The 22,898-nt window shown below is 50.3% G+C and carries 27 protein-coding genes; 7 read left to right on the top strand and 20 right to left on the bottom strand.

Annotation, left to right across the window (positions count from 1 at the left end; all coding sequences use genetic code 11):
- Nucleotides 1-325 precede the first annotated feature (325 nt).
- Nucleotides 326-1,174, bottom strand: a complete 849-nt coding sequence (gene murI, locus BV405_RS13450; RefSeq protein WP_245832330.1) for a glutamate racemase — start codon at nucleotides 1,172-1,174, stop codon at nucleotides 326-328.
- Between the two features lie 278 nt (nucleotides 1,175-1,452).
- Here murI and BV405_RS13445 point away from each other — a divergent pair, with 278 nt between their 5' ends.
- A complete protein-coding gene (locus BV405_RS13445) occupies nucleotides 1,453-2,307 on the top strand; it encodes a biosynthetic peptidoglycan transglycosylase (protein WP_086481413.1) in 855 nt (284 codons plus the stop codon).
- A gap of 33 nt (nucleotides 2,308-2,340) precedes the next feature.
- Here the strand turns inward: BV405_RS13445 and BV405_RS13440 are convergent, their stop codons facing one another.
- Nucleotides 2,341-2,874 (bottom strand): tetratricopeptide repeat protein, encoded by a 534-nt coding sequence (locus tag BV405_RS13440; RefSeq protein ID WP_217895660.1) that lies wholly within the window; start codon nucleotides 2,872-2,874, stop codon nucleotides 2,341-2,343.
- Between the two features lie 299 nt (nucleotides 2,875-3,173).
- Here BV405_RS13440 and BV405_RS13435 point away from each other — a divergent pair, with 299 nt between their 5' ends.
- Nucleotides 3,174-4,499 (top strand): hypothetical protein, encoded by a 1,326-nt coding sequence (locus tag BV405_RS13435; RefSeq protein WP_086481412.1) that lies wholly within the window; start codon nucleotides 3,174-3,176, stop codon nucleotides 4,497-4,499.
- Between the two features lie 11 nt (nucleotides 4,500-4,510).
- A complete protein-coding gene (locus BV405_RS13430) occupies nucleotides 4,511-5,776 on the top strand; it encodes a DUF1501 domain-containing protein (RefSeq protein ID WP_176330161.1) in 1,266 nt (421 codons plus the stop codon).
- Between the two features lie 67 nt (nucleotides 5,777-5,843).
- Here the strand turns inward: BV405_RS13430 and BV405_RS13425 are convergent, their stop codons facing one another.
- From BV405_RS13425 to BV405_RS13395, 7 genes are all read right to left on the bottom strand, one after another.
- Nucleotides 5,844-6,404, bottom strand: coding sequence for an LOG family protein (locus tag BV405_RS13425; RefSeq protein ID WP_086481501.1), 561 nt, complete (start codon nucleotides 6,402-6,404; stop codon nucleotides 5,844-5,846).
- Nucleotides 6,405-6,526: 122 nt separating this feature from the next.
- On the bottom strand, nucleotides 6,527-8,044 hold the full coding sequence (locus tag BV405_RS13420) for a diguanylate cyclase (RefSeq protein WP_086481410.1): 1,518 nt from the start codon (nucleotides 8,042-8,044) through the stop codon (nucleotides 6,527-6,529).
- 250 nt (nucleotides 8,045-8,294) lie between these two features.
- Nucleotides 8,295-9,074: a type I methionyl aminopeptidase gene (map, locus tag BV405_RS13415; RefSeq protein ID WP_086481409.1), complete on the bottom strand. Its 780-nt coding sequence runs from the start codon at nucleotides 9,072-9,074 to the stop codon at nucleotides 8,295-8,297.
- Nucleotides 9,067-9,312, bottom strand: a complete 246-nt coding sequence (locus BV405_RS13410) for a ParD-like family protein (protein ID WP_086481408.1) — start codon at nucleotides 9,310-9,312, stop codon at nucleotides 9,067-9,069. Before BV405_RS13410 ends, map begins: the two co-directional genes overlap by 8 nt.
- Before the next feature lie 263 nt (nucleotides 9,313-9,575).
- Nucleotides 9,576-9,980: a GFA family protein gene (locus tag BV405_RS13405; RefSeq protein WP_086481407.1), complete on the bottom strand. Its 405-nt coding sequence runs from the start codon at nucleotides 9,978-9,980 to the stop codon at nucleotides 9,576-9,578.
- Between the two features lie 97 nt (nucleotides 9,981-10,077).
- On the bottom strand, nucleotides 10,078-10,641 hold the full coding sequence (locus BV405_RS13400; RefSeq protein ID WP_086481406.1) for a thioredoxin domain-containing protein: 564 nt from the start codon (nucleotides 10,639-10,641) through the stop codon (nucleotides 10,078-10,080).
- Nucleotides 10,642-10,792: 151 nt separating this feature from the next.
- The gene (locus tag BV405_RS13395) at nucleotides 10,793-11,707 is read right to left on the bottom strand and encodes a LysR family transcriptional regulator (protein WP_086481405.1); all 915 of its coding nucleotides are present in this window, start codon (nucleotides 11,705-11,707) and stop codon (nucleotides 10,793-10,795) included.
- A gap of 165 nt (nucleotides 11,708-11,872) precedes the next feature.
- On the opposite strand from BV405_RS13395, the gene BV405_RS13390 reads away from it, so the two are divergent.
- Nucleotides 11,873-12,826 carry a DMT family transporter gene (locus BV405_RS13390; protein WP_086481404.1) on the top strand — a complete coding sequence of 318 codons (954 nt, stop codon included), beginning with the start codon at nucleotides 11,873-11,875 and terminating at the stop codon, nucleotides 12,824-12,826.
- 101 nt (nucleotides 12,827-12,927) lie between these two features.
- Here BV405_RS13390 and BV405_RS13385 read toward each other — a convergent pair whose 3' ends face one another.
- Both BV405_RS13385 and BV405_RS13380 read right to left on the bottom strand, forming a co-directional pair.
- Complete coding sequence (locus BV405_RS13385; RefSeq protein WP_086481403.1) at nucleotides 12,928-13,458, bottom strand: hypothetical protein; 531 nt, start codon at nucleotides 13,456-13,458, stop codon at nucleotides 12,928-12,930.
- Between the two features lie 156 nt (nucleotides 13,459-13,614).
- Nucleotides 13,615-14,130 (bottom strand): HPP family protein, encoded by a 516-nt coding sequence (locus BV405_RS13380; RefSeq protein WP_086481402.1) that lies wholly within the window; start codon nucleotides 14,128-14,130, stop codon nucleotides 13,615-13,617.
- Nucleotides 14,131-14,321: 191 nt separating this feature from the next.
- On the opposite strand from BV405_RS13380, the gene BV405_RS13375 reads away from it, so the two are divergent.
- Nucleotides 14,322-14,876: a TetR/AcrR family transcriptional regulator gene (locus BV405_RS13375; RefSeq protein WP_086481401.1), complete on the top strand. Its 555-nt coding sequence runs from the start codon at nucleotides 14,322-14,324 to the stop codon at nucleotides 14,874-14,876.
- Between the two features lie 29 nt (nucleotides 14,877-14,905).
- Here the strand turns inward: BV405_RS13375 and BV405_RS13370 are convergent, their stop codons facing one another.
- The 6 genes from BV405_RS13370 to soxR all read right to left on the bottom strand — a co-directional run bounded on the left by BV405_RS13370 (nucleotide 14,906) and on the right by soxR (nucleotide 17,954).
- Entirely contained in the window at nucleotides 14,906-15,139 is a 234-nt protein-coding gene (locus BV405_RS13370; protein ID WP_086481400.1) for a TIGR02450 family Trp-rich protein, read from the bottom strand.
- A gap of 30 nt (nucleotides 15,140-15,169) precedes the next feature.
- A complete protein-coding gene (locus BV405_RS13365; RefSeq protein WP_086481399.1) occupies nucleotides 15,170-15,733 on the bottom strand; it encodes a lipocalin family protein in 564 nt (187 codons plus the stop codon).
- A gap of 106 nt (nucleotides 15,734-15,839) precedes the next feature.
- Nucleotides 15,840-16,160 (bottom strand): TfoX/Sxy family protein, encoded by a 321-nt coding sequence (locus BV405_RS13360; RefSeq protein ID WP_086481398.1) that lies wholly within the window; start codon nucleotides 16,158-16,160, stop codon nucleotides 15,840-15,842.
- Nucleotides 16,161-16,175: 15 nt separating this feature from the next.
- Nucleotides 16,176-16,760 carry a methyltransferase gene (locus BV405_RS13355; protein WP_086481397.1) on the bottom strand — a complete coding sequence of 195 codons (585 nt, stop codon included), beginning with the start codon at nucleotides 16,758-16,760 and terminating at the stop codon, nucleotides 16,176-16,178.
- Between the two features lie 88 nt (nucleotides 16,761-16,848).
- On the bottom strand, nucleotides 16,849-17,451 hold the full coding sequence (locus tag BV405_RS13350) for an HD domain-containing protein (protein WP_086481396.1): 603 nt from the start codon (nucleotides 17,449-17,451) through the stop codon (nucleotides 16,849-16,851).
- Between the two features lie 47 nt (nucleotides 17,452-17,498).
- Nucleotides 17,499-17,954: a redox-sensitive transcriptional activator SoxR gene (gene soxR, locus BV405_RS13345; RefSeq protein ID WP_086481395.1), complete on the bottom strand. Its 456-nt coding sequence runs from the start codon at nucleotides 17,952-17,954 to the stop codon at nucleotides 17,499-17,501.
- Between the two features lie 193 nt (nucleotides 17,955-18,147).
- Here soxR and BV405_RS13340 point away from each other — a divergent pair, with 193 nt between their 5' ends.
- Complete coding sequence (locus tag BV405_RS13340) at nucleotides 18,148-18,615, top strand: VOC family protein (protein ID WP_086481394.1); 468 nt, start codon at nucleotides 18,148-18,150, stop codon at nucleotides 18,613-18,615.
- A 130-nt stretch (nucleotides 18,616-18,745) separates the two neighbouring features.
- On the opposite strand, the gene BV405_RS18100 is transcribed toward BV405_RS13340, so the two are convergent.
- The 3 genes from BV405_RS18100 to BV405_RS13325 form a co-directional block, all read right to left on the bottom strand.
- Complete coding sequence (locus BV405_RS18100) at nucleotides 18,746-19,138, bottom strand: DUF2061 domain-containing protein (protein WP_086481393.1); 393 nt, start codon at nucleotides 19,136-19,138, stop codon at nucleotides 18,746-18,748.
- 150 nt (nucleotides 19,139-19,288) lie between these two features.
- A complete protein-coding gene (locus tag BV405_RS13330; protein WP_086481392.1) occupies nucleotides 19,289-19,684 on the bottom strand; it encodes an MAPEG family protein in 396 nt (131 codons plus the stop codon).
- A gap of 187 nt (nucleotides 19,685-19,871) precedes the next feature.
- Entirely contained in the window at nucleotides 19,872-20,540 is a 669-nt protein-coding gene (locus tag BV405_RS13325; protein ID WP_086481391.1) for a 7-cyano-7-deazaguanine/7-aminomethyl-7-deazaguanine transporter, read from the bottom strand.
- A gap of 443 nt (nucleotides 20,541-20,983) precedes the next feature.
- Here BV405_RS13325 and BV405_RS13320 point away from each other — a divergent pair, with 443 nt between their 5' ends.
- A complete protein-coding gene (locus BV405_RS13320) occupies nucleotides 20,984-22,813 on the top strand; it encodes an ABC transporter ATP-binding protein (RefSeq protein ID WP_086481390.1) in 1,830 nt (609 codons plus the stop codon).
- The last annotated feature ends 85 nt before the right edge of the window (nucleotides 22,814-22,898 follow it).

The raw sequence follows: 22,898 nt of genomic DNA, 5'->3' as shown, positions 1-22,898 counted from the left end.
TGTGATCCGGGCATAGGAATCTTGGAGTCATCAAACTACCTTTGAGAGCTGGTTATTTGTCCGATCAGATAGGGCAACTGATGAAGACCAATAACAGAAGGTTTTTCGGGAATTAGTTTTTGTGCAACTCAGGAGTTATTCAAAAATGATGCACAAAGCCAAAATAAAGAAATCCTGAAAACACCGTCAGAACGACACAGGCGCAGAGATAATCCGACAAACAAAACATTACAGAACATAAGGACACAGAAGGCGGGACAAAATGATGCAAACGGGCTTTTATGCCTCAGATTCCGGTCTGTTTGCGATCAGCCGGATTCAGAAATTAAGCATCGGCTGGGGAAAGAATACGCAGCTGATCAAAGCCGCTTCGATTGAACGAGCGCATCAGCGCACTGTCAGGACTGACCTCTCGGGTCAGAAAAACAATATTGTGGTCAGTCGGATCCTGAGCCTCAGGTGATGCTGAATTTACACCTTTCTGGCTGAGCAACATAGCAACTCTTCGGGCGATGGCAGCGCCAGAATCCACCCAGAGAATCGGTCTTGGCTGAATCTCTTTCAGCTCATCCAAGAGCAAAGGAAAATGGGTACAACCAAGCACCACGGTATCCAGTGATTCGGTCTCAAACAGAGGGGCTACCGCCTGCTGTAAGCGGTTCAGGTCGACACTTTTACCTTCCAGCTTTTCTTCTGCGATACGCACCACTTCGGTCGAACCGACACGAGTTACTTCACAATGGGGCGCATGATCAGAAATCAGCTGATTGGTATAACTGCGGCTTACAGTTCCAGGAGTCGCCAGAAGCCCGATATGCGCATTCTGACTCAAAGCAGCCGCGGGTTTGATTGCAGGAACCACACCAACAACGGGAATAGACAAAGCCTCTCTGAGTGCTGGTAAAACCACGGTACTTGCTGTGTTACAGCCCAAAACCAGTAGCTTAATCGGATACTGTGACACCAAGGTCTCAGCAAGCTGAACCACACGCGCTACCAGCCAGCTTTCATCTTTATCGCCATAGGGAAAGGCACCGTTATCCGCCAGATAAAACAGCGGCGTATCCGGACAGGTCTTGCGGATATGCTCAGCAATCGACAAGCCGCCCACACCGGAATCCATCACCAGAACGGGAGCATGGGGTTGAATGTTGATATCGGTTGCTGGCTTCAAGATAGGGGTTCAGTTCATCGAAGTTTCAGGAAGATGGCGATTCTAGCACGGCCTCAGAGTACCAACCAGATTCAGGGGCTAAAGGCGTATCCGTTTCGATCTGCATTACACCATTCACTCTCCGCGCTTCAAACCAGCGTTTGGATTAAAACCGTTACGATACGTTTTGATGGTTGAATTTATGTAATAATCCCTTGTTCCTGCTCCGGTTTTTTCCTGAAAGTCTGATATTCTCTTTAGCCTCAAACTGATGGAACCGGAATCCCGAGGAAGCCTGCATGGCTGCACGTAAGAAAAAAGTCCCTACCCGCTTCGAAAAAATCAAACTCTGGCTGGCCCCTTTTCTTGCCTGGCCGATGCGTCATCTGAACCGACTGGTTTATTTCCTCGGCTGGGTCTTCCTCTCCATTATCCTGATGATCAGCGGCGGCCTCTGGCTCTTTTTCAGCAGCCTGCCGGATGTGGATCAGATGAGTTTCAGCCAGCTACGCCATCAGGCGGAAGTGCGGGTGGATGACAAGCTCAGAAAGAGCAAAAACAAACACCACTGGGTTGAGCTGAAGGATGTTAACCGTGATCTGCTGTATGCGGTGGTGATGGCGGAAGATGCCCGTTTTTATCAGCATCAGGGCATCGACTATAACGCCCTGCTGGATGCCATGGTGGCCAATATCAAGAAAGGGGAAACCCGTTTTGGCGGCAGTACCCTGAGTCAGCAAACGGTTAAAAACCTGTTTCTGACCCAGCAGCAAAGTTATTTCCGAAAACTGCAGGAAGCGGTCATCACCCGGGATCTGGAACGCCACTTCAGCAAGAATGAGATTATTGAGCTCTACCTGAATATGGCGGAGTTCGGGCCGGATCTGTACGGCGTCAAAGATGCCTCACTGTATTACTTCAACAAGAAACCTGCGGATCTGAACGCCGCCGAAGGTGCCTGGCTGGCGCTGATGCTGCCAAGTCCCCGCCGTTATCACTACACCCTGTACCAGAACCGGAATGTCACTCCGGCTCTGAAGCGTAAATACCAGAACATTCTGCAGGGCATGCGTCAGTCGAACTATATCTCTGCTATTCAATACCGCCGCTATCTGAGAATGATCGATAAAACCGGCTGGCCAGCCCGATCCTGATTCCCGACAGTAAACCGGTAATATCGGGGCAGATCAGTGCCCCTGCTGTTGCAGATAACCTGCTGCCTCGGCAACACCTTCATCCGCCGCCTGTTTTAACCAATACAGACCTTCCTGCTTATCCTGATCGGTACCAATACCTTCATAAAGCGCCACGCCATAATGATAACGGGCAATTGACGAGTAACCGGCAGCATCATTCGCATGGGCACCGCGCTTCATCAGCGCCGTTGAATAGGCCAGATCCTGAGGCACTGCAACACCGGCTTCATAAATCTGCGCCAGCCAGATCATCGAATACACATCCTCCCAACGGTTGATGCAATCCTCAAAGATCTTAATAGCTGCTGCGTGATCTCCGGTCTTATCCGCCGCATAACCGTACAGGCATTTGATGCGCTTATCGGAATCGATATAAGCCTCATAACTGAGATCGGCTTTTGCGGTTTCCCAGGTCAGAAAAGAAGTCCCCAGAGTGATCAGAGCTGCAGACATAAAACCCACAACAGGCTTTTTCTTGTTAGCTGATGCTTGCTGGGGTGACGGTGGCGTAGCGTATAGATCCATCTCAGTAACTCCCTTGTGTCTCGCCTCAATTGACGTATGACCTTGAGAGTTAACCATTGCACTGCTTTCAGCAATCCCGATACCAGCTAAATAGTGCTAAAACAGTACCGAAGAAGTAGCGAAAAGCGACTATTGATGGAAACATGACCTGCCTTAAATATTGAATTGTGATGTTACTCAGCGAAAAATCTATTCAATCAGGTAGTATTCATTTAACAAAAAACACACAAAATTAGAGCGGAGTCTCTACCCTCTTTAGCGTTAAATAGTTTTTGAAATATCGGTATTCAGGTGAAGACATGAAACAGGTAGCTACAACACTGGGACTCATAGCAGGAGCAAGCCTTCTGCAGGCTTGTGGTACCAGTGATGGCACATCCGCGCCATTAACGAAAAAAGCAAAGCAGATGTTGTACTTACCTGCTGATATGGATGTTTACGATCTTAAAAGCCAATCATCACGATCCGTCGCAGGCTTTAACGAGCATAGTTACGAAAAAAACCGTTACTATCTGGATAGCAATCGCCCCGAACATAACCTTCTGTTTCATCTGTTGTTTAATGCAAGACCTGATAGCACTGATTTTTCCAAAGAATACTTCGATCTCTGGATCACCTATCAGCTCCTGAACTCTTTTGTTCTGGCAATGGGTGACGAGTTAGATACCGTGTCATCAGCTCGTATCAATACTCACATTGAAAAAATCAGAACAGCTGTCGAACAAAACCGATCTGTTAAAGAGATCATGCTGGACTATTTTATGGCCGATATCTTCTGGGCCAGATTCCGGAGTCCAGAGGATAACGGTCGGGAAGTATTTGAAATCTATCTGGGTGATTTTCGTGATGAGATAGTGCCTCCGGCAGCCAAAATTCTTCAGAACTATAGCTTCAACGAAGATCAGGGAACTCTGGAAATTGACAGCTTCAACCGAAATTCAGAGCTACAGCATATTGATGGTGCACAGCTGACAACGCCCTACCAACTCTACAGCTACGTCGTTAATCACGGCGAGTTTATGACTCATATTTACAAGCACATCGTTAAAGCACTATATGGGTACGAAGCGTCAGATGTGATCAATTCGATGAGCAGTAAGGGTCTGTCGACGTTTCGGGATATCTATATCGAAGCTCTGACCCACACGTCTCTGGAAAAAGTTAAACGTGCTAAGTTCCCTGAAGAGATTCTCTTTCCGGCACTGAAATCATTTAACGCTCACTTGCGCAGAGATGATATCCGGGAACTGGCTAATATCTCCGCTCAGATAGGTTCTCAACCATTATTTTCTAAGCTGGAAAGAAGGGCTCCGGACTGGAACTCGCTAAACACCGCTCTGATGTCTGCTTTTGTTGACTCAAGAATTCCAAAAGAGATGTGGGACACAGGCAACGATTACAGCTGGGGAATATCACAAACTGAATTCCTGAAACTCTACCAATTTTCAGAATCTCCAAGCGAACTGCTGACAGAAGCACACCGGAAAATATGGGGTACAGATGATATTCAATACGACCAGAGCTTTGTCGATTATCTGAATAACTCTGGTAAAACAGGGAAGGCTCTCATTCTTTTAGCCATCCAGATCGTTGCGATGGATTATCGCCAATACAACTATCAATGATGGAGAAGTGCATGAGCATCAGTAGAAGAAGTTTCCTGAAAGGGACGGCTGGCGTAATTGGCGCAGGTCTACTGCCCTGGTCATTCTCCAGTAAAGTATTGGCTGCAAGCCAGACTTACTCTGTTATTGAGGTTTTTCTCTATGGCGGAGCCAGCTCCGCTGTATCTGAGCTGGGTATGCTGAAAGCATCAGAAGTACCGGGGTTTAATGTTAACAGTAAAACGGCAACGACTAACGGCTTCTGGCAAGAGTCAGGTGGTGATGTGCTGGAAGACCTGCTCACAAGGAACAGACTGACTCAACTGTCTGTTGTGCCGCTTCACTCCTCTAAAGCCCATGACTTTTCCCAAAGCTATGGCACCCTAGGCCAGGCCAGCGATATCCCTGATAGTATTGCACTTGCAGCAACCGGTGATGGCGCTAAGGCTTTTGCAGGCCGTAAGTCCGGCTATTTCCCTTTTGATGCCAACCTGCAAAATGTATTCACTCGCTCAGGTTGGCGTTATGAAGTAAAAGATAATCCTGATGATACAACTCAGAATGAGTTTTCTCCGTTATTAGACCTGTACGCTGCTCAGGGTAGTCAAATTCATACAGACTTTACCGCAGCGGGTGCTCAACTGGATCAGGCAAGAACAATCAAAGAAAATTACGAGAACAGCCAAGCCAACAGTTTCTTTCAAAATAATGATATCGGCAACCAGCTAAGAGCTGCCGTTGCCCTGATCCAGAGCCAGAATAAAACCCATTATATTTCCATGCCCTATGGTGGCTGGGATATGCACTCTAACTCCGATGATCAATACACAACCCGTATGAGCAGCCTCTTGAGGGGAGTGCACACCGCTTCCGAGATGATTGACCAGTCAGGCTTGCCAATTGTGATTGTTCTTCGCGGGGACTTTGGCCGTAACTATCGTTATAACGACTCCAACGGCTGGGATCACGGTGACCATCAGGTCATGTTGATTGCAGGAGGTGCTGGCATGATGAATCATTATGGTAAGTACTTTTCATCAAAATTCGATGAGGATACCGACCTGAATGGCACCCGAATTTATTCAAAGCCAACGGGAGATTATCCGGTTTTGGATCTATCCGAAGTCCGGGCACTACAGCTTGAATTGATGGGTGTCTCAGTCAGCGAGTCAGTCAGCAAAGTCGCAGCCAACAGTTTTATGTGGTCTCTGGACTTTCCTGATCAGGACACGCCAAGCTCTTACGCTTCAGCTCTCAGCAGCCGTTATCAAACCCTTAAGACCAAAATAAACCTCTGACCCATCGTCAAAAAGACAGATCAAAAAAAGCCACTGTATCTAAGATGCAGTGGCTTTTTAATGAGTATCAGGTCCACTTTTTCCTCGGCGGCTGGTAGCTACGGATACGTTCAATCAGAGTTTCCGGTTGATCGGTTTTGATCAGCATGTCGATATATTCCGCTTTCATAAAACCGGATTCAGCCACGGAATCAACCATGGCAAACAGAGGATCGTAGAAACCGGCTACGTTATAAAACGCACAGGGTTTACCGTGATATCCCAACTGTGCCCAAGTCCAGGCTTCAAAGATCTCTTCGAAGGTGCCTACACCGCCCGGCATGGCGACAAAGGCATCGGCCATATCCGCCATCGCGGCTTTACGGGTGTGCATATCCGGTACGACAGTCAGCTCGGTAAGACCGGTATGGGCGATCTCTTTCTCTTCCAGCGCCTTAGGAATAAAGCCATAGACCTTGCCGCCTGCTTCCAGAACCGAATCCGCAATGGTGCCCATCAGGCCAACCTTGCCGCCACCATAGACCAGATCAATACCCTGTTCAGCAAAGTAATGCCCCAGACGTTTAGCGGCCTCGATATATTCAGGTTTATTGCCACTGGCAGAGCCACAATAGACAGCTATTTTCATCGTTTCCGGTTTCATAGAACAGGCTCCCTTTCTGATCCTGAGGTTGAGAAAAAGGGAGCTATCTTACTGACTTAGTTTGTTTTTTGCTCAGTAAAAAATCTGATGACTGATTAGTTTCCCAATCAGATAAGAGGGTTTTCAGGAAGGTAAGAGTGGCTGGAAACCACCTGATTGCGGCCTCCGGCTTTAGCGGCATACAGATACTCATCTGCAGTTTGCTGCAGCTGTTCAAAGCCATTCAACGTTCCGGCACACATACCGATACTCACTGTCACTGCATGGTGAATCGGCAGGCCTGCCAACTGCTCAACATAAGCCCGAAGTCGCTCTGCAGTCTGAGTTGCCTGCTGCTCATTAGCACCGGCCAGTACCAGCAGAAACTCTTCACCGCCAAAGCGGATAATCAGATCCTGATCCCGGAGCTGCTCCCGCAGTGCCGAAGCAACCTGCTTAAGCACGGTATCGCCAAGCTTATGACCATAGGTGTCGTTGATCTTTTTGAAGTGGTCAATATCCAGCATCAGAACCGCAATCGGCAGATCACCGGATTTAGCGGACAGCCAGGATTCCAGCTGAAAGCGGTTTCCGGTGCCGGTCAAAGGATCGATTCTGGCCATACGCTGCAACTCACGGTTGGCATTAGCCAGCTCTTCAGTACGTTCACTGACCAGATGTTCCAGTAGCTGATTACTTTTTTCCAGCTCAGCTTTTGCTTCCGCCAGCTTCTGCTCTGCCCGCTTACGATCGGTAATATCCGTGATACTCCCCACCATACGAACCGGACGCCCGGTCTCATCCCACTCAACCACGCGGCCACGGTCGAAACCCCAGAAGACTTCACCATCACCCCGCAGCATTCGGTGCTCATGGCTATACACACCATCACCCACCAGAGCCTGATTCAGAGACTCCATCATAGCGTCGTGATCTTCCGGATGGATCAGCCGGGAAAGCACGCTCATTTCGTGACTGGCATGGGAACTGTCGAGCCCCAGAAGATCACACCATTTTCGATTGTGATACACGCGGTTGCCCGGAATATCCCAGTCCCAGATCCCTTCTCCGGCGGCCGCCATGGCGTAAGCATAGCGGCGCTCTTTCTCTTCAATCAGCTGATGGGCACGCTTGAGTTCGGTGATATCATGGGCAATAACCAGAATACGGTCACTGCCATCCGGACCTTTAAGTGGCTTTTTGATCGACTGAAAATAGCGAACTTCACCGGTGTCACTGTCGGTAGAAGCTTCTTCCACGATCTGTAACTTACCGGAGCGCATCACCTGGCGGATATTCTCTTTGTAGAACTCCACTTGTTCGGTATTGGGATTAAAATCCGCATCGCTCTTACCAATCATCTTGGTGGGAGTCGAGCCATAAAGCCGCGCCAGAGATTCATTACAGAGCAGGAAGTCACCGTCAAAATCCTTCATCAGGATGATATCCGGTGATTCATCAATCACCGTGCGCAGCAGACTTTCATCGGTCAGGGGAGAAATTGAGGTCGGCTTTTCAGCCAGCGGCGAACGGGGTCCCTGAGCACCACAGCCTTCACATTGGATAAAGTGCGCAGTCTCCTGCCAGTATCCCAGAGTCAGACCTGTGTGCCCGCAGTAAGGGCAGGATTCCTGTGAAAGATCCATAAAAGGAGTTCCTGAGTGTTTGCCGCGTTAACTGCGTCAGGTCATATCAGCCGCTTGTGACAAGCTAACTAACTACTTCTGAAAAGCTAACTTACTAATAGCATTAAGATATTTCGGAAAGGCAGCATTTTAACATACTTCCCTCATACAGCTCAGTCTTAAGAAACAAACAACTGATTGATATGCGCCTCAAGGACACAAAAAAACGGCCCTAAGGCCGTTTCAGATCATATTCAGCAGGGAGAAATTCCTATGCCGGAATCGTCTCTTCTTCTCTCAGAGTCAGCACCTCAAAGCCATCTGCGGTGACCGCAATGGTGTGCTCCCACTGGGCAGAGAGTTTTTTATCCGCAGTAACTACCGTCCAGCCATCTCGCTTGGTTTTAATTTTCGCTTTGCCCTGATTGATCATGGGTTCGATGGTAAAGGTCATGCCTTCTTTCAAAGTCAGGCCTTTGCCCGGCGTACCGTAGTGCAGCACTTCCGGTTCTTCATGCATTTCCCGGCCGATACCGTGGCCACAGTAATCACGCACAACAGAGTAGCCGTTAGCCTTGGCGAAACGCTCAATGGCACTGCCCACATCACCCAGGGTTGCACCCGGTTTTACCTGCTTAATGCCCTGCCACATCGCTTCATAGGTTTTATCCACCAGTTTTTTTGCCAGTGGCGCAACAACACCGATGCAGAACATCTTGCTGGAATCGGAGATAAAGCCACCTTTCTCAAGGGTGATATCGACGTTAACGATATCGCCGGATTTCAGCACCTTCTGATCCGAAGGAATGCCGTGACAAACCACCTCATTCACCGAGGTATTCAGGGAATACTGATAACCGTACTGACCTTTGCTGGCAGGGCGGGCCTTGAGTTCATCAACAATATAACGCTCTACCCAATCGTTGATCTGCATGGTGGTCACGCCCTCTTTCACCTGAGTATCCAGGTAGGCAAACACCTTGGCCAAAAGGCGACCGGATTCACGCATCAGCGCCATTTCTTCAGGGGATTTAAGGCTGATCTTACTCATGACTTTCACTCACTCCGGCTGCTGTTTTTTCTGCTTCAGGCTCCTCACGCAAACCGCTCAGCTCCGCCTGTTTCATCTGTTCCCGCATCAGTTCGGTAAAGGTCTTTGTCGGATTGGTCTCCGCCAACATCCCCACCTTGATCCAGAACTCCGCCTGAGCATTGATTGAACGCACCATGGCGCTGCTGGCTTTACGCACCTCATCATGCAGCTCATCACTGATTTTTACGATTCCCACTGACTACTCCGGGCTGGTTGTGTCTGCTGAAACAGAACAAAATAAATACGTTTAATATACGAATCGTATATTAAACGTATTTTACTGTTCAAGGCGGATAATTGTTCAAAACTGACCATTGATCGGCTTAGAGGAGATCACCGCGCCCGACCTGCGCTGATCTGACCTGTCCTGAGAAGGTCGAATCCGGATAAAAGAAAACCCCGGGATCTCTCGATCCCGGGGTTTGCTGAATAACCGGAGATGATGATTTCGAATCGGGCTTATTCCGGAAAACCCTGAAACTGATGCACCTGATCCAGCTCCTGTTCCCAGTCTGCTTTACTGGCGATAAACAGATGCGCCGTAGGTTTAATCGTTACCGGTGAATCCATACTGCCCGCAGGTACCATTATCAGTTTGCCGCCGCCAAGACTGGTAGGCACCGGTGAGCCGCAGGTGCTGCAGAAACTACGGCCATGACGGGTTTCCGGCAGATTATAAAAAGTGACCTTGTCCTGCCCCTGCAACCAGTTCAGCTGAGCATTTTTACTGAACAGGTTAGCCGCATGGGCACTGCCGGTACCCTTCTGGCAATAACTGCAGTGACAGAGAAAAAAGTTATGAAACTCGCCTTCCAGCTGGTATTTCACCGAGCCGCAAAGGCAGGAACCTGAATGCTGTGTCATCGTTGAGATCCTTCTTATTGTCATTTTTGTGTCAGATCGAACCCATGTTTATCCACCTGAACAGCATAGCCTTTTTTCAGCACTTACCGAAACCGGTTCAGGGATCCAGCTTTTCAAGAGTGGTTCGCTGTCCGTTCTGCATTACGGCAGGTACGGCATTAATCTGCAGCAGCTCTTTCAGACCCTGAGCTTCCTGAAACTTCGCCTCCACCTCTCTGGAGTTATAGAGCGTCAGAAAACGTTCTTTCGGCAGATTACAGCAGGTTGCTGCCATGTCCGCGTAATAGGCAGCATCCGGTCGCATCAGACGATCAGCTCTGTGTGCTTTGAAAGCCGCTTCATGAAAAGCCGGATTAATACCCGCCAGCTCTGCTGCATAAAAAGCCTTTGCCATGGGGTACTGGAACTGAAAAACAGCAATCGCCACTTCCTTCACTTCAACGTCCGGATGCTGTTCCCGATAGGCTTTCAGCTGATCGAAATAGAAGTTATTGCAGTGAATGCAGCTGTAATAAAAAAACAGCTGAGCCTGCACTTCTGGCGTGGCTTTGTCGGCAGCATCTTTCATAGCTTGCTCCGTCGATTGCAAGCCGGTGCCGGAGCAGGCGGTCAACAAGGCAGACAAAACACCCGTCAGCAGAAATCGTTTGATGGAAAACATATCCCTATCCTTTCTCTTCAATTTATCTCAATCAATGCACGCTTCGAAAAGCGTTAAAGGCGCTGATTGTAGTGCAAGCGCAGGGCAAACTAAGCCTGAAAGCCTGGGCTTAATTAATCAGGCTATCAAACTGAAAGCACGCTAAGCGGGCTCAATCCAGCAGATTAAGCTCTGCAATAAAGTCGATAAAGGCGCGCATTTTGCCCGGCATAAAGCGCATCGGCAGATACTGCATATAAACCCCACCCTGAAAATCGCTGTGCAGTTTCCACTCTGGCAGCACCTGTACCACCTCACCTTCGGCCAGTGCGTTACGCACGACAAAATCCGGAAAAATACCGATCCCCAGACCATCTTTGACCGCCAGTAGACGCATCTCGGAATGGTTATTCAGATAGCGGCCATCAACCGTGATTTTTTCCCGACGCTCCCCCTGAGTCAGCAGCCAATGGTTATCCCGTTCAAACAAGCCAAGGGGAATACAGTCGTGGGCCATAAGATCTGCCGGTTGTTGCGGTTCGCCACGGCTCTCAAGATAGTGCGGGCTGGCGCACAGAACCGAGCGTACCTGGCCTATGCCTTTGCTCACCAGATGCTCATGGGGCTCCGCCGCTACCACAAAAACGATATCCACATCGTGATAACCGGGATCAAGACGCTGATCGGTCACCTGCACATGCAGGGAGATCGCCGGATGCTGCTGCATAAACCAGCGCAAATGCGGTTCCAGCACTTGGCGGGCAAAAGCCTTAGGTGCGGCAATCCGCAAGCGCCCACGTACCTCAGTAGCCTCGCTTTCTGTGGCGGAGACCGCTTCACGGGCACTGTCGAGCATATTGCGGCACTGCTCATACACCTCCTGCCCGAGCTGAGTGGTGGTTTGCCTGCGAGTGGTACGTTCGATCAGTACGGCAGATAAGGCGGTCTCCAGTCGGGAGACCTGACGGCTGACACCGGAAGGGGTAATCCCCAGCTTTTCAGCCGCCCGGGTAAAACTTCCGGTTTCCACCACCGCCACATAAGCGGCCATATCCGGCAACAGAGGAATCAGTTTATTTGTGTCCATGAGTCACAAGTCTTATGAGTTAAAGCACGATTATCACACCAATGCTTTGAAGTTAGCATGCACACCTATAAACAAACAGCGCTGTTTATCACGTCTGATTGCATAGACAGGAACACTCCGCTGCAAGCCTTAGGGTTTGCAGCACTCATCTGAAACAGGCTCCACATGCAAACTGAAAGCACCCGTTCACTTTTTGGTCTGCCATTGACCCGGCAATCCCTTTTACACTACCAAAACCGCCTTCCGGTTCCGGAACTGTCTTTGCTGCTGGTGGCGTTTTTCTGGGGCACCAGTTATGGCGTTACCAAAGAAGCCCTGCTGTTTACCAGCGCGCTGGCGTTTATCGCGATCCGCTTCTGTCTGACCTCTGTGATGCTGCTGCCGCTGTTTTTGCGGGAGATGCGACAGGGCAAAACCGGGGATTTCTATCGGGCACTGCCCACAGGCATCATCCTGCTGATGATCTTTCTGGCGGAGACCTACGGTATCTTTCATACCAGCGCCTCACGAGCGGCATTCCTCATTAGCCTGTGTGTGCTGATGACACCCTTTGTCGAAGCTCTTATGAAACGCCAGCGGCCGGAACCACTGATCCTCGGCTGTGCGCTGTTATCGCTTTTTGGCGTCTTCCTGCTGACTCAAACCGGGCAGACAGCGACAGCTGATAGCGGATTCAGCTTAAACCTGGGTGATCAGCTGATTCTTCTGGCGGCCCTGCTGCGGGCAATTATGGTGGTGACCACAGAACGTCTGTCGAAAAACAGCACGCTGTCAGCAATCAGTACCACCAGCATTCAGTCCAATGTGGTGGCGGTGGGAGCGCTGATTATTTTTGCCTGCAGCGATTACCCGGTTGCCCAGCTGCTGCCTCAGTCAGTGGCGTTCTGGCTGGCGGCATTTTATCTGGCCTTCTTCTGCACCCTGTTTGCGCTGTTTGCCCAGAACTACGGCGTACGCCATACCAGTTCCTCACGGGTTGCCCTGCTGACCGGATCAGAACCTGCCTTTGGTGCACTCTTTGCCATCGTCTGGCTGGGGGAAAGTCTGAGAGGGATACAGCTGCTCGGCGGAGGCCTGATTCTAATGGCCTGCTACCTTGCGGGTCGCCGGCAGCGGTAAAAATTGGTTGTGAGCATAAAGATCGGGCAATAAAAAAGACCGGCTCAGAACCGGTCTTTTTTCAATGCATGGGTTTTCAACGCTTAGGGGAAAACAGCGAATCAGTTTTTACCTTTACCACCACCATTGCCACCTGAGCCGCCGTTACCACCAGAGCCGCCTTTGCTGTCCCGGTCTTTAGACTTGCGCTTTTCTTCTTTGCGCGCTTCACGTTCCGCTTTCTCTTCTTCTAAACGTAACTTGCGGGCTTCCTGCTCGGCTTTAGCTTTTTCACGGGCTTCCTGAGAGGTTTGCTGACCAAACTCGCGGCCTTTATCGTCAGGCTTTTTACCTTTGCCTTCACCTTTTGCTTTTTTATCGCCTTTGTCTTTCTTCTCGCCGTCTTCATCTTCGTCGCGATCATCGTCATCACGATCCCGCTCTTTATCCTTACGCTTGCGCTCTTCACGGTTTTTTTCTTCACGCTCACGAGCCTTGCGCTGCTCTCCATCGGCTCTATCATCTTCAGCACGAATTTCCTGACGTTCACGCTCTGTCTTCTCCAGCTCCTGGCCATCCTGATCATCTGCCAGGGACAGAGTCGACAGTGAGGTCAGCGCCAGACCGGCCAGAATCATACTTAGCTTTTTCATTTTTAATCCTCTGATTAAATTAATTTTAACTAATATATTAAGACCCCAGCCACATCGCAAGCGCTTTTATCCTATCCGCAGACTCTTTGCAGAAAATTGAGAACCCTATCAACGAATGCAGAGTTCTGAAGCTTCAGATGACAAATACGCTTACAGCTAAGAAACCAGATAACGCTGACGAATCATCAGCATAAGCTTGCCCAACAGCACGATTGTCAGCGCTCCTAAAAGAACCGGTGTCACCAGAAAACTCCAGCTTTGGCCGGTGAGCATAATAAACAGCGGGTTAGCGCCTGCCGGTGGATGAGTTGTTTTGGTCAGCAACATGCCACTTACCGCAAGACCTGTTGCCAGAGCCAGAGTGGCGGTATTAACCAGCTCCAGATGAACAAAAATAAGTCCGATGCTTGCCGTCAGCAGGTGACCAAAAATCACATTTCGGGGTTGCGCGAGCGGACTTTCCGGCACGCCAAAAACCAGTACGGCACTGGCACCAAAAGCCGCCATCAACAGCATGATCTCACTGCTATTGAACTTACCAAAAGCGAGCGCAGAACCTTCAGTAACAAGCTGCTGAGCATAGCCTAAACCACCAATCGCCAGCATGGCACCCAGACCGGAAAACAGCGCCAGGGCTATCTGTTTATCTTTGCTTGTCTGTTTAGCTTTCATTATCGACTCCTTTAATCCCTTATCGCCGCTCAAACATCACGGCATAAACACGGTATTTCTAACGGCCACACGACCAAGTAGACCGACCTGTCTACCCATAAAAGCAAGAGTAGACAAGTCGGTCTACTCTTGTCAATATGAGCGCCAACAAGAACAAGGTATTGGAATAAAAACAAAACACCGGAAGCGTTATGAGTGATAAACGTCAGCAACTGATCGAAACCGCACTGGAGCTCTTCTATCAGGAGGGTGTGCAAAGTATCGGTATCAATGAGGTACTTAAAGTTTCAGGAGTGGCGAAAAAAACCCTCTACCATCACTTCACCAGTAAAGAAGCCCTGGTACTTGCCACACTGGAAACCCGAAACCAGCGTTTTAGCCAATGGCTGACGGTACAGATAGCACCTGCGAAGAATAATCAGGAGTTGGTTGAGCACCTGTTTCAGAGCCTGAAAGGCTGGTTTGAAGACCGTGTAGAAGTCTTGGGAGAGTTTCGTGGCTGCTTTTTTATCAACACAGCCGCAGAGTTTCGGGATTCCGAAAGCGAGATCAGCCGATATTGCCGACAGCATAAATCGGACATCAAACAAGTGATTCGCCAGCAGATGGCCACTTATGCCGATCAGCCGGATGAGACGTTATTGGAAAGGATCTGTCTGCTGAAAGAAGGGGTGATCACGCAAGCCTACGTGGCGCAGGATATGTCCGGGCCGGAGCAGGCCATTGAGCTATTGAAAGGCAGATAATGGCGAGAGTTTGTCGCCCGAATAAAGGATTACTGCCAGCCCTGTTTCCAGCGGCTGGCATCTTTCAGATCCCGCCAGTTGATCGGGTATAGATTGTGGGAGATCACCGCTTCCAGTTCGCAGTGGACCACCACGCCCTCTTCATCAAACTCCACCTCCGTTACCAGAAAGTGTTTTTCCCGATTAAGGGGTTCTGTCGCCGTCCATTTACTGTGCAGTAACTTGCGAGGATTGATCTGATTTTTCGGTGTGGTGTAACTCATAATGCGCTCCCTATTAAACCCATTCTCCGGCTATTGAACCGGCTCACCGGCAGGACGGGTCGCTGCCTGTTGATCCGGAAAGATCAGCTCATCGGTAGCAAATCCTCGTTTGGCCGCCTCGGTAATAAAGCGCTGTTTCAGTTCATCAGACACTTCCGGCGTGCGCGCCAGTAACCAGAGATAATCGGTATCCGGCCCTGAGATAAAGGCGTACTGATAATTGTCCTGATCCAGTTCAAAGACGATATAGGAGCCGTAGAAAGGACCAAAGAAGGAGACTTTCAGGTAACCCTGATCAGCAGATTCAACAAAATACGCTTTACCTTCCGCCTGTTGCCACTCGCCATCTTCGGTATTAAAACCCTGATTGATCACCCGCACACCGCCATCATCCCGCAGAGAATAGCTGGCACTGATATGACTTAAGCCTCGCTCAAAGGAGTGATCCAGCCGGGCGATCTCGTACCATTTGCCAAGATAGCGATCCAGCTCGAAACCGGAGACCGGAGTGACCTTCTCCGGCATGCCGGTACAGGCGGTTAGCGTAACCAGGCTCAGTAATAGCCAGGCTTTCAGGCTCGTCAGGATTTTCATATTTCAGTTAGTTCTCTTTTCAGCACAGGGCGTTAAAAGCCGGTCATAAATACAAGGCCATAAAAAGTCATTTAGCTACGCAAAGCTTTACGAAGCTGCACGCCTGTCAGAGCTTTTTACCCTCTTGCTGAAACAGTTTTTCCAGTTCAGCGTAACCCTCCAGCTGCATAATCAGCTGAGCCTTCTGCTCCTGAGCAACACTCAGCCAATGCTCGCCTTCAACCGCCCCCACCAGAGCATACAAAAGATTCAGGCTGGCATTTTTCGGGGGATCAAGCTGTGCCTGATATCGTTTAACCTGCATAAAAGCCGCAATAGGGCCAAGGGTTCTCAGGGTCTCAACCGAATCGATACCGGCTTCAACCAACATCTGTTGGGACTTAGGCCCAAGCCCCGGCAGATCTTTCAGTAATAATGCTTTAGTCATCATTGATCGCTTTTATCAGGCCTTCGCCACCGCCATCAGTACCGGCAGAGTGCCCTTGGGGCTTTCGAAATCAAACGCCTTGCTCACCTGACATTCCTTGAAGCCCTGATCTGTTAAGGCCTGTTCAACACGACTCAGGGTAAAACCCATCGGGGTTGCGTCATCTTCCGCCAGCCAGTCCCACTGCACCAGAAGACCACCGGGTTTGAGCAGTTTTTTTAACAACGCGAGCGTGTCGTCGTAGTCCGGCAGAAAGCTGCAGACCGAAGAAGCCGTTACCCGGTCAAAGCTGCCCAACCATTCGGGATGTTGCTGCAGCAGCTCTTTCGTCAAAAAGGCGGCATGGCTTTCCACATTGGCCAGCTGCTTCTGATCCAGAAAACGTACCATCTCAGAGGACGCATCCAGCGCCACGATCTGATCCGCCAGAGGGCTCATCCGTTTGGTAAGAGAACCTGTGCCGCAGCCGAAATCAAAGACCTTTAGGCCACTCAGATCACCCAGAGCCTTCAGGCCGTTAAAAGCCTGCTCGGCATAGGCATCGACAGAACTGTCGCTGTCCCAGCCTTCTGCGTAATCATCCCATTCGTTACCACTCATGGCGTCGTCCTCGTTTCTTGTTGTTAGTAGCAGTTTGTTGTTAGTAGCTGTTTGTAATTCGTAGCAGCGTGTTGTTTCAGACCGCTGTTTATTTGGCATCACGATTGAGAATACCGGAATCAAAGGCCTCTTCCAGCTGACCTTTCAGGGTTTGCCAGAGTTCGCTACTGCCCTTGTCTATTCGGGAATTCAGCCCCAGAACCTGCTCACGGCTGATATTGTGCGTGCGCCAGCTGTGGCCATGATTCTCACCTTTACCGTGCAGGTTATGCAGCAAAGGGGGCACCCGATCTATCGCCTTGGCGTAGCGGGCATCGGGTGTTTCACCGGCTTCAAACTCATACCAGAGCTGCATATATTCGTCCCCCTGCCCTTCAGGCAAAAGCGCTAACAGACGGGCAACGCCTTCGGCTTCTTCATCTTTCAGCTCCGGCGTTTCACTGGCGTAGATAATGGTATCTCCCGCATCGATCTCACCCAGGTCATGGATCAGCAGCATCTTGATCACCCGGTCGATGTTCACAGGTTCGTTGGCAAACTCTTTCAGCATCAGTGCTGACAGACAAACATGCCAGCTGTGCTCGGCGGAATTCTCAAACCGATCCAGACCCACAGGCTTTGTTTTGCGGTAAACGTCTTTCAGTTTTTCGATCTCAACAATAAAACTTAAAACCTGTTCAATGGCCTGCATTTTTTCACCCTTTACCTTATTAATGTCGACGTGCTAACACCTGAATCTCAATCGGGAACACCGTTGCGATCCAGAATCACAGGCCCCGCCCCTTCTGAGGCTAACTCATCCCCGGCATTGTACAACGGACAGCTTTTCATCGAGAGGCAACCGCAACCGATACAGCCTGTCATGTGATCCCGCAGCCGTTCCAGATAGCGAATGCGCTGGTCGAGTTTCTCCTGCCAACCGGCGGAGAGTCGCTCCCAATCCTTCTGGGTGGGTGTTCGGTTATCCGGCAGAGTCGAAAACGCCTGCTCGATCTCACTTAAGGTGATACCCAGCTTCTGCGCCGCCTTGATAACAGAGATACGACGCAGCACATCCGGTGTGTATCTTCGCTGATTGCCGGGGTTGCGATGGCTGCTGATCAGCCCCCGCTGCTCATAAAAATGCAGCGTGCTGACCTTAACCCCGGAGCGCTCTGCCACCCGCCCTACCGACCAGTTATCCCGAGTCGTCATATTGATTCCTCCTGTTGCTTTTTCCTCTGTAACGCCCCCTGCAGCTGCAGCTACCACTCCAACTTCAACCTCAAGCACAAACCGAAAACTAAAAGGAAAAAAGTTGAAACAGGGTCTTTACCTCAACCTAACTTGAGGTTTTAAGCTGCACTCATTCTACAAAACAAGACAGATCAAAAGAAGGAAGCAGAAGATGATTCACTTAGAACACGTTAATTTGGTCGTTACCGATTTAGTGGCATCACTGAAGTTTTATCGGGCGGCATTTCCCCAATGGAAAGTTCGCGCTAAAGGCGAAAGTAACTGGTATGGCAAGATCAGAAACTGGCTGCACTACGGCGATGATTATCAGTATCTGGCACTGAATGACTCCGGCACCGGTCAGAACAGGAATCTGACCGGACACGAACTGGGGCTGGCTCATATAGCCTTTGTGACCTCAAATATCGATGCCGTCATCGCACGGCTAGCAGAGGCTGGTTTCGAGATCAGTAAAGATGGCGCTGATGAACCTCACCGACGCAATGTCTACTTTCTCGACCCGGATGGTTACGAAATCGAGTTTGTGCAATACCTGAGCGACCTGCCGGAAGAGCGCAATGCCGCACCAAAATCTGTCACAGAAGAAGCGGAAGCCTTCAGTAAAGCCGTCTATCGGTAACACATTGAAAAGCGGTTTATTCGGCAAATTCTACCTACCAGTAGACACCCTAAGCGAGACCAGAAATGCTCGCTTAGGGTGCGCCAAAACAAACCGAGGGAGATGGAAAGAAAGAGTGAAAACCGAGCAATCAGAAAGCCAGTTCCGGGCTCTGAAGTTGGCTCTGGTGACATTTACGCTGCCAGTTACGCTCAAAGAAGTAGTAGGCCACGGTATTAAAACAAGGCTCCACAGCAGCAACCAAACCACCCACCAAAAAGTCACCGGACAACAGGTAACCCACAGTGAAAGCTACGCCAAAGTGAACCACGGCAAAACTACCGGTTTTGATACGGGCTGATGCTGCCAGCTTTAACATCTGAAAACGGCTCCAGACCTTTTCGTGGAAGTAGAAAGCAACCGTGTTAACAGCCGGTTCCAGCAAAGCAATTAAACTACCGATGATGATGTCACCGGTCAGCACAAACGCCACGGTGAACGCAATCGTGAAGTGAATCGCCGCAAAATTCAGTGCCTTTTTCATGTCGCCCGCCTTGCCCGGTGAACCGGAGCTATCATTGAATACAAGTGTATTATTGATAAAGCTTCTTATTTGCGACACTCGATAGTTTCGATGGGGCTGATAGGTTTTAGCTATTTTCGAATTTTAATTCTATAGGCCATATCAGAGGCCTCAAAACGCTGAATAGGCCAGCCAGAAAACATAAACACAGGAAAACCAGCCTGCGGCAAAAGCCAAACTACGTGGCATAGCAAAGTTAGCGATATAAAAAATGGAGTGCAGGATTCGGGCAGCCAGGAACAGGTAAGCAGGCACCGTAAGGGAGTTCAGATCCAACGGAGAAGCCACCGCGATCAGGGTCACAACGGCAAATACCAGAAGTGCTTCCCAGGCATTTTTCTGGGCTGCCACGACCCGCGCACCAGCTCCGGTGACCGCCGCCTGCTGCATCCTTGGGTTGTGGTTATCAAACTTACCTAATTCAGCCACACGAAAGTGAATAGCCACTCCGGCCAGAACAATCGGCAACAGCGAAACGATGAAAAGTACTAACAGAATATCGGGCATAGTTATGTCCTTAGTGACAGTGCCTTGAGGTGTTCAGGCATTTTAACCTAGCCAGTGGAGAGGTGAAGGTAATTAGCAGATCCAAAAACCGATCCTCCACCATTCCCAAACCACAAAAAAAAGCGGCTTAACTTGCGTTAAGCCGCTTTTAGAACCCCTCAGTTCTTTCGCTGTAAGTAACGGGTACTTAAAGCGCCTGCTGTGTTTTCAGCTCGTCACGTACCTGAGTCAGTTTACCGCTGAGGTAATTCAGCAGTACGCCGTACATAGGCACAAACAGGAATAGGGAGATCAGGATCTTGAACACGTAATCCACCATGGCGATCTCAGTCCAGTGCTCAGCCATAAAGGCGTCCGGGCTGTTGTAGAAGGCGATGGCGAAGAAGGCCAGTGTATCCAATGCGTTACCCAGAATGGTGGACAGGGTTGGTGCCACCCACCAAGGGCCCGCCTGACGCAGGCGATTGAAAACGTGAACGTCCAGAATCTGTCCCAGCACATAAGCCATAAAGCTTGCGATGGCGATTCGGGCAACAAACAGGTTGAACTCGGTCAGCTGAGCAAAGCCCTGAAACGCGCCTTCAAAGAAGAGTACCGACAAACCATAAGAGACCAGCAGCGCAGGCAGCATCACTTTGAAGATGATCTTACGTGCCATCTGAGCACCAAAGATGCGGACGGTTAAGTCAGTTGCCAGAAAGATAAAGGGAAAACTGAACGCACCCCAGGTGGTGTGAAAACCAAACAGGGTGAACGGCAGCTGCACCAGATAGTTACTTGAGGTAATGATCAGCAGGTGGAAACCCACCAGCCAGGTCAGCGCTTTGCGCTGTTGAGCAGATGTGAATGCACTCATCAGTGACACCTTTTTATTAGTTGGGGTGAGGGAACCCAAGTGAACTTGTACCGGACAGAAAGAACTCGGCTAACCTGATCAGGTTGTGCATAACAGGTATCGCTTGCGGGGCTGTTGATAAGTCATCATTTACCCTGCAGCGCCCATGGCTGTTCAGTTCTGCCTTCGGCTATAACGGCCGCGCATTATACAGAAGTGAGCCTGAGACAAAAGTCTTAATCGAATCTTTTTTCGCTTTTTCTCTCAACCACCCAGTTTAGCTGTACCGCATTTTTGCCATGCGCTTTCAGAAGCCGTACCGATTAATTTTTCTGACTTTCAGGCAAAAGGATTCACCTTTTTAGGCTGGTATGTCTGTGTGATTGCTCTATCATTCTCGCCTCCCTCCTGTGTCGGCGACGACTCAAAAAGAATCCAACAGACAGTTCAATACGAGTACGGCTATGTTTGCATTTTTCGAACGCCTGATTGCCGCTTTTCCCAAGGAAGAGCCCCAACAACCACCGGCAAAACTGCTGCAGTTTGTACTGCATTACACCAAAGGCATGGGTCTGCCGCTGATTCTGATGGCGGTACTGACTGCAGGTGTTGCGGTGCTTGAAGTGACCCTGTTTGGCTTTATGGGTCAGCTGGTGGACTGGCTGTCGGCACAGGATCCGAAAACCTTTCTGGAGAAGGAAGCCTCAACGCTGTTCTGGATGGCGCTGGTGCCTTTGGTTGCGCTGCCGCTAACCGGGTTGCTGCACTCTCTGGTTGTGCATCAGAGTCTTTTGGGTAACTTCCCGATGGCGATCCGCTGGCAGGCACACCGCTATCTGCTGAAGCAGAGTGTTTCTTTCTACTCCAACGATTTTGCCGGCCGTATCGCCACCAAGGTGATGCAGACCGCACTTGCCGTACGCGAATCGGTCATGAAGCTGCTGAACGTGCTGGTTTATATCGCGGTCTCCTTTATCGCCATGCTGGTACTGGTGGCACAGGCGGACTGGCGTCTGATGATGCCGGTACTGGTCTGGCTGGTTCTCTATATCGCCATTCAGGTTTATTTCGTGCCTAAACTGAAGGCGATCTCCACCGAGCAGGCGGATGCGCGCTCCATCATGAGCGGTCGTATTGTCGACTCCTACACCAATATCGCCACGGTAAAACTTTTCTCCCATACCAATCGTGAAGCGGATTTTGCCCGCGAAGGGATGGATCAGTTTATGGACACCGTGTACGTACAGATGCGTCTGGTGACCTGGCTGAACTTCTGCGTGCAGGGCATCAACCACCTGCTGGCCTTCTCCATTGCCGCACTGTCGATCTGGCTGTGGATGGAAGAGCTGGTGGGCGTGGGCGCGATTGCTATCTCTATTGCGCTGGCGCTGCGTCTTAACGGCATGTCCCACTGGGTAATGTGGGAGATCAGCGCGCTGTTCGAGAATATCGGTACCGCTGTCGATGGCATGAACACCCTGTCCAAGCCACTGCAGGTGCAGGACGAACCGGAAGCCAAACAGCTAACCGTGGATAAAGGCGGCATCGATTATCAGGATGTGATCTTCCACTACGGCGAAGACAAACCTGTGATCCCGCAGCTGAATCTGAATATTCAGCCCGGTGAAAAAGTCGGTCTAGTCGGCCGTTCCGGTGCCGGTAAATCGACATTGGTAAACCTGCTGATGCGCTTCTTCGATGTGGAGTCAGGCCAGATCAAAGTGGATGGTCAGGATGTGCGTGAAGTGACTCAGGATAGCCTGCGCGCCCAGATCGGTATGGTGACGCAGGATACCTCTCTGCTGCACCGCTCCGTGCGGGATAACATTCTCTACGGCCGCCCGGATGCCACCGAAGAAGAGATGATCGCTGCGGCCAAGAAGGCCGAAGCCCATGAGTTTATTCTGGGACTTACCGACCCGAACGGCCGCAAAGGTTACGATGCCCATGTGGGTGAACGGGGCGTAAAGCTCTCCGGTGGTCAGCGCCAGCGTATCGCCATCGCCCGGGTGCTGCTGAAAGATGCGCCGATTCTGCTGCTGGATGAAGCCACCTCCGCACTGGATTCCGAAGTGGAAGCCGCCATTCAGGCCAGCCTCTACACCCTGATGGAAGGCAAAACCGTGATCGCTATCGCCCACCGCCTCTCCACCATCGCCGCCCTTGATCGTCTGGTGGTACTGGATAAAGGCGAGATTGTGGAACAGGGCAGCCATGCTGAGCTGATCCGGCAGGATGGTATCTACGCTCAGCTTTGGGCGCACCAGACTGGTGGCTTTTTGGGTGAAGAGTAGGGAGAAGAGTAGATCGAGGAATAAGCCGCTCGATAAACCTGTTTAGCCCCAACAACAAAGCCCCTTGTCACCGAACGTGACAAGG

The sequence above is a fragment of the Oceanospirillum sanctuarii genome (assembly GCF_002150805.1).
In the GTDB taxonomy this organism is placed as follows: Bacteria; Pseudomonadota; Gammaproteobacteria; order Pseudomonadales; family Halomonadaceae; genus Oceanospirillum; species Oceanospirillum sanctuarii.
This window is presented reverse-complemented; position numbering and strand designations above follow the sequence as displayed.